Below are 12,827 nucleotides of genomic sequence, written 5' to 3'. Positions count from 1 at the left end.
TCCGAGGTGCAGTCCGGTGAGTTCGCCCGCGAGTGGATCGCCGAGGACGACAATGGGCGTCCCAACTTCACCAAGTGGCGTCAGGAAGGCGCGGCCAAGGGGTGGTACGACGAGTCGTACGTCGCCGCGCACACCCTCGGGTTCGCGGAGCTCGCCCGGACCGTCGACGCGTACCCGCCGGAGCGGGTGGCGGAGATCTGCGCGGTCGAGGTCCGTGACGTGCACCGCGCCGCCGAGCTGCTCGGCGGCGCCCGCCGGCTGCTCTCCACCGTCCTGCAGGGCTTCTACCAGTCCAACCAGGCGACCGCGGCGGCCTGCCAGGTCAACAACCTGCACCTGATCCGCGGGATGATCGGGCAGCCGGGCGCCGGCGTGCTGCAGATGAACGGCCAGCCCACCGCGCAGAACAACCGCGAGTGCGGCGCCGACGGCGACCTGCCCGGCTTCCGCAACTGGGCGAACCCGGAGCACGTCGCGCAGCTCGCGAAGCTGTGGAACGTCGAAGCGCGGATCATCCCGACCTGGTCGCCGCCCACCCACGCGATGCAGATCTTCCGGTACGCCGAGCAGGGCTCCATCCAGTTCCTCTGGGTCAGCGCCACGAACCCGGCGGTCAGCCTCCCCGACCTGGGCCGGATCCGCGACATCCTCGCGCGGGAAGGGCTCTTCCTGGTCGTGCAGGACCTGTTCCTGACCGAGACCGCGCGGTTCGCCGACGTGGTGCTGCCGGCGGCCACCTGGGGCGAGAAAACCGGGACGTTCACGAACGCCGACCGCACCGTGCACCTCGCGGAGCGGGCCGTCGACCCGCCCGGCGAGGCCCGGCCGGACCTCGACATCTTCCTCGACTACGCGCGCCGCATGGACTTCCGGGACCGGGACGGCCGGCCGCTGCTGCCGTGGCGTACCCCCGAAGAGGTCTTCGACGCCTGGCGCGAGTGCTCCCGCGGCCGCCCGTGCGACTACAGCGCGCTGACCTACGCGAAGCTGCGCGGTGGCAGTGGCGTGCAGTGGCCGTGCACCGACGCGGCGCCGGACGGCACGGAACGCCTCTACACCGACGGCGCGTTCAACACCGATCCCGACTACTGCGAGACGTACGGACAGGACCTGCTGACCGGCGCCGAGTTCACCGCCGAGCAGTACCGCGCCAAGCAACCGGGCGGCCGGGCGTTCCTGCATCCCGCCGGCTTCCAGCCGTCGGCGGAGACACCGAACGACGACTATCCGTTGCAACTCACCACCGGGCGAACGGTCTATCACTTCCACACGCGGACCAAGACGGCGCGCGCGCCCGAGCTCAACGCCGCGGCACCGGACGTCTGGGTGGAGCTGCACCCGTCCGACGCCGGCCCGGCCGGGATCGCGGAGGGCACGATCGTCCGGATCGAGTCGCCGCGCGGGGCCGTGACCGCGCCGGCCCGGCTGACCGGCGTACGGCCGGGCGTGGTGTTCATCCCGTTCCACTACGGGTGGTGGGACACCGGCGCGGAGCCGGACGGGCGCGCGGCCAACGAGCTGACCCTGACCGCGTGGGATCCGGTGTCGAAACAGCCGCTGTTCAAGTCGGGCGCGGTGCGGGTCACCCGGACGGAGGGCTGAGATGCACGTGGCGCACTATCTGGGCCTGCTGCACCGGGCGGAGGCCAACCTCGCCGACGCGTACCGCCAGGTGGGGCAGGCGCACGCGGCGGAGGCCGACGTGTTCCACATCGCCGGACGCCTGGCCGCCCAGTGCGACACCCACGTCGAGCGGCTCGCGCCGTTCGTCGAGCGCTACTCGGAGGAGGCGCCGGGTGAGCCCGAGCGGTTGCACGCCGAGCTGTTCGCGGGCGCCCGGTCGGGCGGGCTGGGCCTGCTCCGCGACCTGCACGACCTCTACCTGATGGCGTCGTACGCCGACATCACCTGGACGATGCTCGGCCAGGCGGCCGCCGGCCTGCGCGACGACGACCTCGCCGCGGCGGTCACGGCGTGCGAGGGGGAGACCGCCACGCAGCTGCTGTGGCTGCGCACCCGCATGAAGGCCGCCGCGCCCCAGGCCCTCGTCGTGGCCTAGGGCGCGGCGTGGCCCCGCTCAGGCGGTCAGCGCGTCGATCGCCTTCTTCAGGGCGCCCGGCGACGTCGGCCGCCGCGGCGCCTTCTCCTTCAGCTCGAGCATCCGCTCGCCGATCTCCTGGAGCTTCGCGCGCCCGAGACCCTCGCGGACCTTCGGGAACCACTCCTGCTCCTCTTCCTCGATGTGGTGCGTGACGTTCTCGATGAGCACGGTCGTCTTGGCCTCGAACCGCTCGTCGTCGGGCGACATCGACGCCAGCTCGATGCAGAGCACGTCGGCCACGTGGTGCTCCTCGTAGGACTCGAGCACGTCGTCCTCGAGGTCGGGGAGCAGCTGCCGGGTCTCGGGATACATGCCCTCGTTCTCGATGTACGTGTGCACGGTCAGCTCTTCGATGATCTTGTTGACCAGGTCGCCCCGTTGCTTGGGCGTGCTGGCCGACTGGAACTCCCGGAACAGCCTCTTGATCTCCTTGTGATCCTGCTTGAGCAGCACGATCGCGTCCGTCGACATGGGATCCTCCAGGTGGGTGAGCGCGGAACCACGCCTTACCCCTTGGCGTGCCCGACAAACGCGGAGGGCGACCCCCGCGGGGGCCGCCCTCCGGATCGTTCAGGCCAGGCAGGTCACCTGGACCGAGGCGCGGAACAGATGGCCGAAGTACGGGTCGGTCCAGGTCTCGAAGATCGCGGGCGGCTCGACGAGCGTGCACTCGCCGTAGAAGCCCATGGACTGTGCCGAGTTGCGGGCGTCGTCGAGCGCGCCGTCGATCGCGTTCTGTGCGGTCAGCCCGCGGCTCGCGCCGCAGAAGACCGGGCACGCGGCCGCCGGTGACGCGGCCAGTGCGACCGCCGCCAGTGCGCCGGCCGCGACGGTCAGGCCCCGGATCAGCTTCATCGATCACTCCTTCCCGCGGGAACGTGCTCTTTGCCGCGGGCACGGATCGACGTGCGCCCTGGTTCAGGCCTCTTTCGGCGTCAGGACGAAAACCGGGATGACCCGGTCGGTCTTCGTCTGGTACGAGTCGTAGTCCGGCCACGTCGCGGTCGCCCGCTTCCACCAGACCGCGCGCTCCTCGCCGGTCACCTCACGCGCCGTGTAGTCCTTGCGCACCGCGCCGTCCTGCAGCTCGACGTGCGGGTGCGCGACGAGGTTGTGGTACCAGTACGGGTGCTTCGGCGCGCCGCCCTGCGAGGCGACGACCGCGTACTCGCCGTCGTGCTCGATCCGCATCAGCGGGGTCTTGCGGATCTTGCCGGACTTCGCGCCGAGCGAGGTCAGCAGGATGATCGGACGGCCACGCAGCGTGTTGGCTTCAGCGCCGTCCGTGCTCTCGAACAGTTCGGCCTGCTCGCGGGCCCAGTCGGTGGGGCTAGGGGCGTACTCACCGTTGAGGGGCACGGTGTCTCCTTCTGTTGCTATGGGGGTGACGCGAAGCTATCTCGATTTCGCCGTCACCCACCAGCCGCCTCGACGACGATGGCCAGGCACATCTCGTCGGCGGTCCCCTCGCCCCACACCACGTAGCGGGGTGGCAGCTTGCGCAGCGCCGGCAGCTGCCCGCGCAGCCCGGCGTCATGGGTGCAGGTCACCTTGTACGTGTCGCCCGGCTCGACGGTCACGCCGGCGCCGACCGGACGCACCGCCTGGTCGTCGAAGTCGAACGCCGGCAGGTCGAGCAGCGTGCGGGCGCCCGGGCCACCGGGGTTGAGCTCGACCTTGATCGACCGCCCGAGCAGGTGCATGTGCCCGCCGACGCCGTAGAGGGTGGCGGACCGGGTCACCCGGCGGGTGCAGGACTGGGTCCGCCCGGGCTCGTGCGTGCCGGCGCAGAACCGGCGCAGGCCCGCCACCATGTCGCCGGCCTGCGGACCGAACCGGCGCACGACGTCGGCGACCGCCCGGTCCCGGTCGCACAGCTCGCCCCGCTCGCCCGCCGCGCACGGCAGCTCGACCGGCGCCGGCAGCAGCGTGGTGCGCAGCGGGGTCAGGTCGCCGCCGGCCAGGCGCAGCCGGATGCCCGAGCGGTCGGACCCGCCGGGCGCGCCGCCGGTGGCCAGCAGGCTGTAGTGGATCTGCATGACCAGCAGGCTGCCCGGGCCCAGCTCGAACCCGAGCCCGGCCGGATAGATCGTCTCGCCGCCGCCCGGCGCCCAGCTCGCCACCCAGGACGGGTCGTCGCCGATGCCGGCGTCGCCGAAGCACTGCCAGCCGTCGCCGTCGGTGGCAGCGTCGTGTGCGCGGACGCGGTCGGCCTCCTCCGGCGGGATGCGGAAGAAGATCGCGTGGTGCACGATCGCGCGGTTCTGCGGGCGGAACTGGCTGCCGGTCAGGAAGGCGCGGTCGGTGAGCCCGGGGTCGACCACGAAGCAGCGGTACTCGTCGGCGTCGTCGCCGGGCGGGTCGGGCGTGAACGGCCGGTCGAGCCCGGTGTCGACGAACCGCTCGCCCGTGCGCAGCGGCTGGGGCGGCGGGGTGCTGGTCGCGGCATGGTTACCGTGTGCCGGGGGCGTCGTCGGCTCGGCCCGCGGCGCCGGTGCGCCGGCTTCACCGCAGGACGTGATCGCCAGCGCACCGACGGTGAGAACGGCTAAGAGCGACAAACGCCGGAACATGCATCGCAAGGTACCGCTTTCGGGTGCAACCACGCTCGCCCGTGCCACGTAAGTAAGGCGTACACGGGGCGAAGGGAGTGGCCGGTGCGCGACGCACCAAGTTTCGACGAGTTCTACCGGACCACCGCGGCGCGGACGCTGCGGTACGCGGTCGCGGTCATCGGCGACCACGGCGAGGCACAGGACGCGGTCCAGGAGGCGTACGCCCGGGCCTGGCGCCGGTGGGAGGACGTCGCCGGCCATCCGGCGCCGGAGGCCTGGGTGCGGCTGGTGGTGCACCGGCTCGGCACCGACCGGTGGCGGCGGCTCGGCGGACTGGCCGGCGCGTTGCGCCGCACCGGGCCGCCACCCCACGCGCCGCCACCGAGCGAGAACACGGTGCTGCTCGTGGCGGCACTGCGCCGGCTACCCGCCAACCACCGCAGGGCGCTGGCCCTGCACTACCTGTGCGACCAGTCGGTCGAGCAGATCGCGGCCGAGACCGGTGCCGCGGCCAACACGGTGAAGTCGTGGCTCGCCCGCGGGCGGGAACGGCTCGCGGCGCAGCTCGCCGGCGCCGAGATGGACCTGGGGGTGCATGATGCGTGACCTCGAGAGCTGGTTCGGGGAACTGGCCAGGGACGTGGACGGCCGCGGGCTGGCCGGACCGGCCGACGTGCGCCGGGCGGCGGACCGGCGGGCACGCAGGCGCGGTGCGTACACCGCGGGCGCGGCGGCCTTCGCGGCCGCGGCCGTCGGAGTGGGCGTCGTGACCGTGCCGGCGTCGCAGCCCGGACCCGTGGACCCGACGCCCACGGCCGCGCCGACGCCGACGTCCTCGGCCACGCCTCCCGCCACGCCTTCGGCCACCCCGAGCGCGCCACCGCCGACGACGCCGTCGAACCCGCCGGCGCGGCCGGTCACCTCGATCCCGGCCCGGGCGTTCTTCGCGCTGCCGGCCGACCGGCGCATCGACGGCCTGCCGCCCGCGCCGCTGGACGACGACACGCTCACCGGGTTCTGCACGGACCCGCTCGCCGACGACGACAGCGTCACCGCGCGGCGGTCCCAGCAGACCACCCATCAGGGGCCGGACGCGCCCGCGGGCTCCGTACCGCGCGGCACGGTCAAGCAGATGGTCATGGCCTACCGGCCGGGCGGCGCGAGCGCGGCCATGGACCGGGTGCGCGCCGAGTCCCTGGACTGTGCGGAGTTCACGGTCGGGTCGACGACGTACGGCCTGGAGATGCTCAAGCCACCACCGGCGTACGGCGACGAGGTCGTGCACGTGGCCGTGCACTGGCAGGCGCGCTACAACCCGGACGGGGACCCGTTCCCGCATACCGACCAGGTCCTGGTCATCCGGGTCGGCGACATCGTCACGGTGGTCCGCGACAACGTCTGGGAGGGCGGCCAGGCCAAGCAGGCCGACGTCCGCCTGTTCGGAGAGCTGGCCGTGGCGGCCATCGAGCGGTGGCGCTGACGCCGTAATGCGATTGCGGGGCCCGATCGCCGGTCGACATGATCGGCCGGTGATCGGGCCCGCGTGGACGCTCTTCGATCGGGTCGCCGCCGACTACGACGGCGTCCTGCCGTTCTTCGCCGACTTCGGCCGGGCGATCGTCGACGCCGTCGACCCGCCGGCCGGCTGCCGGTTCCTGGACCTGGGCGCCGGCCGCGGCGCGCTCACCGGTCCGGCGCTGGCCCGCGGCTGCCGGGTCACGGCCGTCGACGCCGCACCCGCGATGTGCACCCGGCTCCGCGCCGACCATCCCGGTGCCGAGGTGCATGTCATGGACGCCCAGGCGCTCGACCTGCCGGCGGGTGGCTACGACGTCGTCGCGGCGTCGTTCGTCATCCACGTGCTGGACGACCCGGCGGCCGGGGTCGCGGAGGCCTACCGGGTCCTCGCACCGGGCGGGCGGTTCGCGTTCACGGGCGGCAGCGCCCGCGGCGGCACCGGACCCGACCTGCCGGCACCGTCGCTGGGCACCCGCATGGACGCGCTGTTCATGGAGTTCGCCACCCACCTGCCGCCGGGCGGGAGCATGGGCCGGCCGGTCGACGCGGCCGACCTGCTGGCGGAGGCCGGTTTCGTCGACCTACGCGAGGACCACGCCGCCGTGGCGGTCACCGTCGCCGACAACGGGACGCTGTGGCGGTGGATACTGACCCACGGCTACCGCGCGTTCGTCGAGGACCTGCCGGCCGACCGCCGCGCCGAGTTCCGCCAACGGGTGCTCGCCCTGCCCACGGACGACCGCGTCCTGCGCCGGGTCACCCCCGTCTGGTCGGGCCGCAAGCCCGCCTGACCCCGGTTCACGTCGGCGACCATCCCCCGCGAGAGCTATCCGCATTGCTTGCTCGCGGGTGATTCGGGGCCGCTGCCCGAATTCCTAGCGTGAATGACATGGACAACACGCTTACCGGACCGGTCCAGCGATCGCCGTGGATCTGGATGACCGTCGGCCTCGTCGGCATCGCGCTGGTCTCCGGCCTCAACGCGGCCGGTTCGGGCATCCTCGCCATCGTCGCGGCGGCGCTGGCCGTCATCGTCTACAAGGTGGTCATGCGCCACGTCGCCCGCCGCCCGGCGCCGGAGGTGGCCAGGCGGGGTGCCGGGGCCGAGGCCCTGCGCGGTGCCGGGCTCGGCGTGGGCTTCGTCCTCGCTTCGACGGCGCTCATCGCCGTCTTCGGCGGCTATTCGTTCACCTGGTCCGGCAACGGTCTGTGGTCCGTACTCGGTTCGGTGCTGATCGTCGGCGTCGGCGCCGCGATCACGGAGGAGCTGATGTTCCGTGGGCTGGCGCTGCAAGGGCTGGAGCGCCTGTTCGGCAGCCGCGCCGCGCTGGTGGCGACCTCACTGTTCTTCGGGGCCGCGCACCTGTTCAACCCCGGCGCGAGCCTGTGGAGCGCCCTGGCGATCGCCGTCGAAGCCGGCCTGCTCCTGGGTGCGGCGTTCCTGTGGCGGCGCAGCATCTGGTTCGTCGTCGGCCTGCATTTCGCCTGGAACTCCACCGAGCAGCTGCTGGGCATCCCGGTTTCCGGTAAGCCGGCTGAAGGGTTGCTGACCACGCACGTGAGCGGCCCGTCGATCCTGACCGGCGGCGCGTTCGGGCTGGAGGCCTCGATCATCCCGGTCCTCATTGGTGTGGCTCTGTCGGCGCCGATGCTCGCCGCGGCCGCCGGGCGCGGCGGTATCCTCCGCAAGCAGCGCGCTCGCTGACCTGGCCCCGAAGGGAGAGCGACGTGATATCCCGGCGCGCCCCGCGCGAGTGGTGGGACAGGCAGAGCGGAACGGTCAAGGAGATCCTGGGCGCCGGGGCCGTCACGGTCCTGGCGATCACCCCTGTCCTGGCGGGCCTTGGCACCCAGCTCGGCGACCTGCCTCGCCGTCCGGCCGACCCGCTCAGCGTCGCGCTGGTGCTCGCGCAGACCGTGCCGCTCGTGACGCGCCGGCGGTGGCCGGCGGCCTGCCTGGCGGTTATCGCCATCGCCTTCGCGGTCTACCAGGGGGCCGGTTACCCGGCGACGTTTGCCAGCGCCGGGCTCTTCGTGGCGCTGTACTCGGCAGGCGCGTATCTGACCACCGCACGCCGCGGCACCGCCGGGATCGCGACCGCCGCGTATGCGTTGCTCGCGGTCGTGCTGCGCCAGCTCGGCTCGCCGCTGAGCCTCCTCGACTTCGCCGTCTTCTACCTCAGCCTGGTGGTCGCCTGGCTGGCCGGCGGGGTGGTCCGGCGCTGGCGAGCGCAGGAGGCCGAGCGCCGGCAGCTCGCCGCGCAGGTCGCGGCATCCACCGAACGCGCGCGGATCGCTCGCGAACTGCACGACGTCGTCACCCACCACGTGACCGGCATGGTCGTGCAGGCCGACGCGGCACAGTTCCTGCTGGCGACCACGCCGGACCGCGTGGCCGAAGGCCTCACCGCGATCTCGGCCACCGGCCGCCGGGCCCTGTCAGACCTGCGGTACCTGCTGGGAGTGCTCGAAGCGACGTCATCGGAAGACGACGCAGCCGTCCGCGCGCCCACACTGGGCACCCTGAAGGATCTGGTCGCGGGCGCCCGGCTGTCCGGGCAGCCGGTGGAGCTCACGGAGCACGGTGTGCGCGACCCGCAGCCAGTCGACGTGGAACTCGCGGCGTACCGGGTCGTCCAGGAGGCCCTGACCAACGCCATGCGGCATGCGGCAGGGCGGCCCACCACCGTCGATGTCCACCACACCGCCGAACAGATCGAGGTCGAGATCATGTCGATGCCCGCCGTCCCGCCACCGGTTCGGGGACGGAGCGGGGGGCGCGGCCTTTCCGGGCTGCGTTCACGGGTCGAACTTCTCGGCGGGACGTTCGCGGCCGGGCCGGGCACCGACGGTGCGTTCGTCGTGCGCGCCACGATTCCGGCCCGGCGGGAGAAGCCATGAGCGAGATGCCGATCCGCGTGCTCGTCTGTGACGACCAGGCGCTCGTACGAGCCGGGTATGCCACCATCTTCGCGGCGCAGCCTGACATGCAGGTCGTCGGCGAGGCCGACAACGGGGCCACCGCGGTCGACCTGGCCCGTCGCCTGCACCCCGACGTCGTGGTGATGGACATCCGCATGCCGATCCTCGACGGCATCGAGGCGACCCGCCGCCTGGCCGGGCCGGACGCCACCGCCGGGCCGAAGATCCTCGTCGTCACCACGTTCAATGTGGACTCCTACGTGTACGAGGCACTGCGCGCCGGTGCCAACGGATTCCTCCTCAAGGACGCGCCGCCGGCGGAGCTGGTCAACGGCATCCGCATCGTCGCCCGCGGTGAGGCGCTCATCGCACCGGCGGTCACCCGCCGGCTCATCGGCCACTTCGCCGACCGGCTGCGCCCCGCCGACCCGACATCCTCCGAGCGCGAGGCCATCATCGCCGCCCTGACCGCCCGGGAGCTGGAGGTACTCCGGCGGATCGCCGAGGGCCTGTCCAACGCGGAGATCGCGGCGGCACTGTTCATCACCCCCGAGACCGTAAAAACGTACGTATCGCGGATCTTGGCCAAGCTCGGCCTACGCGACCGCGTCCAAGCCGTCGTCCTGGCCTACCGCGTCAACCTCGGATAAGCCGCGACGCACCGCCTGACCCTCAGACCTCGTGGAACGGCGCCGGCTCAGCCGGGATGCGCTTGGCCATCAGGCAGAACTCGTTGCCTTCCGGATCCTCCAGCACGACCCACGAACCGCCGGACACGATGCCCGACCGACGCGCACCGAGATCGAGCAGCCGCGCCAGCTCCTCCTCCTGGCTCCCGTCGGTGGCGCAGACGTCGAAGTGCAGGCGGTTCTTGACGGTCTTGGGCTCGGGTACGCGGATGAACAGGATGTCGGGACTGACGGTGGCGCCGCGGATCGCCACGCCGGTCTCGTCCCGCGCGAAGATCCGGTAGCCCAGGACGCCGCACCAGAAGCGCGCGAGCACCTCCGGGTCGTTGCAGTCGATCACGATGTCGCCCACGCGGCTGGTCATGCGCGGCAGCATAGGCCCGTCGGATACGGTCCTGGACGTGTCCGCGCGCCTGGGCGTCCTGATCGCCTCGTACTTCGAACCCGAACTGGTGCGGCGGATCGCCGCGGTCGACCCGCGACTCGACGTCGTCTACGAGCCGGACCTCCTGCCCGCGCCGCGCTACGCCGCCGACCACACCGGGTCGCCGCCGCGGCTCGATGCCGCCGCGCAGGACCGGTGGGCGCGGGCGCTCGCGGCCGCCGAGGTGTCGCTGGGCTTCGACTGGCAGGCGCCGGCCGAGCTGCCGACCCGCGCGCCCGGGCTGCGCTGGGTGCAGGCCACCAGCGCGGGCATCGGCGCGTTCGTGCGCGACGCCGGCCTGGAGCGCACCGGGATCACGTTCACCACGGCGGCCGGCATCCACGCGGTCCCGCTGGCCGAGTTCGCGGTGCTGGGCGCGCTGCACTTCGTCAAGGGCGTGCCGGCGTTGCGGGCGCGGCAGGCGGCACACCACTGGGAACGCTTCACCACCGCGCAGCTCGCCGGCCGGACCGTCACGGTGGTCGGGCTCGGCGGGATCGGGCGACAGGTGGTGGCCAGCTTCGCGGCGCTGGGCTGCCGGGTGCTGGGGGTCGGGCGGCCCGGGCGCGCGTACGACATCGGCTCCGTTTCGGGCCTGCACTCCACGGACGACCTCGACGCGCTGCTGCCGCACACCGACGTGCTGGTGGTGTGCACCCCGCTGACGCCCGCGACGGAGGGCCTGATCTCGGCCACCCGGATCGGCCTGCTCAAGCGCGGCGCGATCGTCGTCAACATCGGCCGCGGCCCGATCGTCGACGAGCCGGCGCTGACCGCGGCGCTGCGCGACGGATCGTTGGCGGGCGCGGCGCTCGACGTGTTCGAGACGGAGCCGCTGCCGGCGGATTCGCCGCTCTGGGAGCTCGACAACGTGCTGGTCTCGCCACACTCCGCGGCCACTGTGGACACCGAGAACGCGGCCATCACGGACCTGTTCTGCGACAACCTGCGCCGCTACCTGGACGGGCGGGATCTGCGAAACGTGTACTCGCGGGAGCTTGGCTACTGAATGCCCCGGTTCGGCCCTTGGGGTAGCGCGTATTCACGGGGATGATCTATGGTCGCACAGCTTGATCACAGACTTTCTTAATCCCCTCATAAGGAACCCCATGTCGATGAGGACTGCCCGCCGGCTGCTGGCCGGCGTCGCGGCCGCCGGCGCGTTCGTCGCCGCGAGCGCACTGCCCGCCTACGCGGCGGCGCCGAACCTCCAGATCGAGACGCGTGACGCGCTCGTCGCTCCCGACGGCTACGTCAGCGGGTATGCGTTCGTCTTCAACCCGGACGACGCGCTGAACGGCGTGATCTCGGTCGTGGTCGATTCGTCCGACCTCAAGGGCGCGCACATCGAGTGGAACGACATGTCCACCGAGTGGTTGTGCACCGCCGAGTCCGACACGGTGACGCGGTGCGCGAACGCCGGCGGCGAGTTCGTCAGTGGCGTGTCCCTCGACTACGTCCTCCGCGGCGAGTCGGACGCTCAGGTCGGCGACACCGGGAGCATCAGTTTCACCGCGGAGTTCGGCGGCGCCAAGGCGACCGGGAAGTCGAACGTCACGATCGCCGAGGCGAGCGACCTCTCCACCGGCTCGTTCGAGCAGGGGCCCCCGACGCTGGAGGTCACCGGCGACCCGGGCGGCACCACGAAGGCCAACGCCCCGGTCTCCAACGTCGGTCAGTCCACGGTGGAACGCACCGTCCTGACGATCCAGCCCGACTGGCGCACCCCCTACGCGGGCGACTTCTCCAACTGCGTCTACTACGACAACGCCTTCGCGATCTGCGAGTTCGACCAGGCGCTGGAGCCGGGCAAGAACTACCGGCTCTCCGAGGACATCCCGTACGGCATCGACAAGACCGTTCGCACGGGTTCCGTGCTCAGCACGTACACCGACTGGTGGATCGCGGACGACTTCAAGCTCGTCGAGAAGTCCTGGCTCGACCTCGTCAGCGAGTCCCACCGTGGCACGGGTGAGCCGCTGCGCCTGGAAGAGGTGGCCAACGCCCGGCGCGGGCCGCAGACCGACGTGACCCCGTACGACAGCTGGTGGGAGGTCAAGATCACGGCTGGCGGCGACAACCAGGTCGACATGGCCGCGATCGGCGCCACCGCCTCCGGCGCCGTCGGCGCCACCGTCGACGTGGCGCCGGGCATCAGGAACCTCGGCCCGGCCGCCCTCACGAGCGACGGCGTGCCGCCGGCCAAGCCGGACGTGCTGATCACCATGCCTGAGGGCACGACCGTGGTCGAGGCTTCGTGGGACTGCGCGCCCTACACCGCGGGCGGTGACTGGCCGCCGGCCGACGACGCCGACTGGGGCAAGGGCGGCGCACGCGAGTACGGCTGCTGGGTCTGGGACCTGTACACCGGGTACGACTACCAGTTCGCGTTCAAGGTGAAGATCGACCAGGTGCTCGAGAACGCGGTCGGCACGATCACCACCAAGATCGGCGGTGACCCGAACGCCGGCAACGACAGCGCCGAGATCGTCGTCAACAGCGCGGGCGCGGGCGTGGGTGGCGGCACCGGCGGCGGCGACGGTGGCGGCCTGCCCGTCACCGGCCCGAAGTCGACTATGATCGCCGGCGTCGGCGTGCTGATGGTCGGCGCGGGCGCG

At 72.2% G+C, this 12,827-nt stretch carries 15 protein-coding genes; 10 read left to right on the top strand and 5 right to left on the bottom strand.

What is annotated here, in order from left to right; genetic code table 11:
• Both AB0H87_RS27960 and AB0H87_RS27955 read left to right on the top strand, forming a co-directional pair.
• A partial coding sequence (locus AB0H87_RS27960) for a molybdopterin dinucleotide binding domain-containing protein (protein ID WP_360151830.1) occupies window positions 1-1,602 on the top strand: 1,602 nt, incomplete at its 5' end.
• Between the two features lies 1 nt (window position 1,603).
• Entirely contained in the window at window positions 1,604-2,059 is a 456-nt protein-coding gene (locus AB0H87_RS27955; RefSeq protein WP_360151827.1) for a hypothetical protein, read from the top strand.
• An 18-nt stretch (window positions 2,060-2,077) separates the two neighbouring features.
• On the opposite strand, the gene AB0H87_RS27950 is transcribed toward AB0H87_RS27955, so the two are convergent.
• The 4 genes from AB0H87_RS27950 to AB0H87_RS27935 all read right to left on the bottom strand — a co-directional run bounded on the left by AB0H87_RS27950 (window position 2,078) and on the right by AB0H87_RS27935 (window position 4,674).
• The gene (locus AB0H87_RS27950; RefSeq protein WP_360151824.1) at window positions 2,078-2,572 is read right to left on the bottom strand and encodes a hemerythrin domain-containing protein; all 495 of its coding nucleotides are present in this window, start codon (window positions 2,570-2,572) and stop codon (window positions 2,078-2,080) included.
• Between the two features lie 99 nt (window positions 2,573-2,671).
• On the bottom strand, window positions 2,672-2,956 hold the full coding sequence (locus tag AB0H87_RS27945) for a hypothetical protein (RefSeq protein ID WP_360151821.1): 285 nt from the start codon (window positions 2,954-2,956) through the stop codon (window positions 2,672-2,674).
• 63 nt (window positions 2,957-3,019) lie between these two features.
• The gene (locus AB0H87_RS27940) at window positions 3,020-3,460 is read right to left on the bottom strand and encodes a nitroreductase family deazaflavin-dependent oxidoreductase (protein WP_360151818.1); all 441 of its coding nucleotides are present in this window, start codon (window positions 3,458-3,460) and stop codon (window positions 3,020-3,022) included.
• Window positions 3,461-3,513: 53 nt separating this feature from the next.
• Window positions 3,514-4,674, bottom strand: coding sequence for a monooxygenase (locus AB0H87_RS27935; protein WP_360151815.1), 1,161 nt, complete (start codon window positions 4,672-4,674; stop codon window positions 3,514-3,516).
• Window positions 4,675-4,758: 84 nt separating this feature from the next.
• Here AB0H87_RS27935 and AB0H87_RS27930 point away from each other — a divergent pair, with 84 nt between their 5' ends.
• The 6 genes from AB0H87_RS27930 (at window position 4,759) to AB0H87_RS27905 (ending at window position 9,746) form a co-directional block, all read left to right on the top strand.
• Window positions 4,759-5,262 (top strand): sigma-70 family RNA polymerase sigma factor, encoded by a 504-nt coding sequence (locus AB0H87_RS27930; RefSeq protein ID WP_360151812.1) that lies wholly within the window; start codon window positions 4,759-4,761, stop codon window positions 5,260-5,262.
• Window positions 5,252-6,136 (top strand): hypothetical protein, encoded by an 885-nt coding sequence (locus tag AB0H87_RS27925; protein ID WP_360151809.1) that lies wholly within the window; start codon window positions 5,252-5,254, stop codon window positions 6,134-6,136. Before AB0H87_RS27930 ends, AB0H87_RS27925 begins: the two co-directional genes overlap by 11 nt.
• 49 nt (window positions 6,137-6,185) lie before the next feature.
• Window positions 6,186-6,965, top strand: coding sequence for a methyltransferase domain-containing protein (locus tag AB0H87_RS27920; protein WP_360151806.1), 780 nt, complete (start codon window positions 6,186-6,188; stop codon window positions 6,963-6,965).
• 98 nt (window positions 6,966-7,063) lie between these two features.
• A complete protein-coding gene (locus tag AB0H87_RS27915; RefSeq protein ID WP_360151803.1) occupies window positions 7,064-7,879 on the top strand; it encodes a CPBP family intramembrane glutamic endopeptidase in 816 nt (271 codons plus the stop codon).
• Window positions 7,880-8,076: 197 nt separating this feature from the next.
• Window positions 8,077-9,075: a histidine kinase gene (locus tag AB0H87_RS27910; protein WP_360151800.1), complete on the top strand. Its 999-nt coding sequence runs from the start codon at window positions 8,077-8,079 to the stop codon at window positions 9,073-9,075.
• Window positions 9,072-9,746, top strand: coding sequence for a response regulator transcription factor (locus AB0H87_RS27905; RefSeq protein WP_360151797.1), 675 nt, complete (start codon window positions 9,072-9,074; stop codon window positions 9,744-9,746). The genes AB0H87_RS27910 and AB0H87_RS27905 overlap by 4 nt, the downstream gene beginning before the upstream one ends.
• A gap of 22 nt (window positions 9,747-9,768) precedes the next feature.
• Here the strand turns inward: AB0H87_RS27905 and AB0H87_RS27900 are convergent, their stop codons facing one another.
• Window positions 9,769-10,149 (bottom strand): VOC family protein, encoded by a 381-nt coding sequence (locus AB0H87_RS27900; protein ID WP_360151794.1) that lies wholly within the window; start codon window positions 10,147-10,149, stop codon window positions 9,769-9,771.
• Between the two features lie 37 nt (window positions 10,150-10,186).
• Between AB0H87_RS27900 and AB0H87_RS27895 the strand changes: the two genes are divergently transcribed.
• Together AB0H87_RS27895 and AB0H87_RS27890 are read left to right on the top strand one after the other, a co-directional pair.
• Window positions 10,187-11,218, top strand: a complete 1,032-nt coding sequence (locus AB0H87_RS27895) for a D-2-hydroxyacid dehydrogenase (RefSeq protein ID WP_360151791.1) — start codon at window positions 10,187-10,189, stop codon at window positions 11,216-11,218.
• Window positions 11,219-11,324: 106 nt separating this feature from the next.
• Window positions 11,325-12,827 (top strand): hypothetical protein (locus AB0H87_RS27890; RefSeq protein ID WP_360151788.1); only part of this gene is annotated, 1,503 nt, incomplete at its 3' end.

This window comes from Asanoa sp. NPDC050611, from assembly GCF_040654855.1.
In the GTDB taxonomy this organism is placed as follows: domain Bacteria; phylum Actinomycetota; class Actinomycetes; order Mycobacteriales; family Micromonosporaceae; genus Asanoa.
This window is presented reverse-complemented; position numbering and strand designations above follow the sequence as displayed.

Excerpts from the sequence above, each read along its gene's own strand:
- AB0H87_RS27955 (WP_360151827.1), top strand. The coding sequence starts at position 1,604 with ATGCACGTGGCGCACTATCTGGGCCTGCTGCACCGGGCGGAGGCCAAC.
- AB0H87_RS27950 (WP_360151824.1), bottom strand. The coding sequence starts at position 2,572 with ATGTCGACGGACGCGATCGTGCTGCTCAAGCAGGATCACAAGGAGATC.
- AB0H87_RS27945 (WP_360151821.1), bottom strand. The coding sequence starts at position 2,956 with ATGAAGCTGATCCGGGGCCTGACCGTCGCGGCCGGCGCACTGGCGGCG.
- AB0H87_RS27935 (WP_360151815.1), bottom strand. The coding sequence starts at position 4,674 with ATGTTCCGGCGTTTGTCGCTCTTAGCCGTTCTCACCGTCGGTGCGCTG.
- AB0H87_RS27925 (WP_360151809.1), top strand. The coding sequence starts at position 5,252 with ATGATGCGTGACCTCGAGAGCTGGTTCGGGGAACTGGCCAGGGACGTG.
- AB0H87_RS27915 (WP_360151803.1), top strand. The coding sequence starts at position 7,064 with ATGGACAACACGCTTACCGGACCGGTCCAGCGATCGCCGTGGATCTGG.
- AB0H87_RS27905 (WP_360151797.1), top strand. The coding sequence starts at position 9,072 with ATGAGCGAGATGCCGATCCGCGTGCTCGTCTGTGACGACCAGGCGCTC.
- AB0H87_RS27900 (WP_360151794.1), bottom strand. The coding sequence starts at position 10,149 with ATGACCAGCCGCGTGGGCGACATCGTGATCGACTGCAACGACCCGGAG.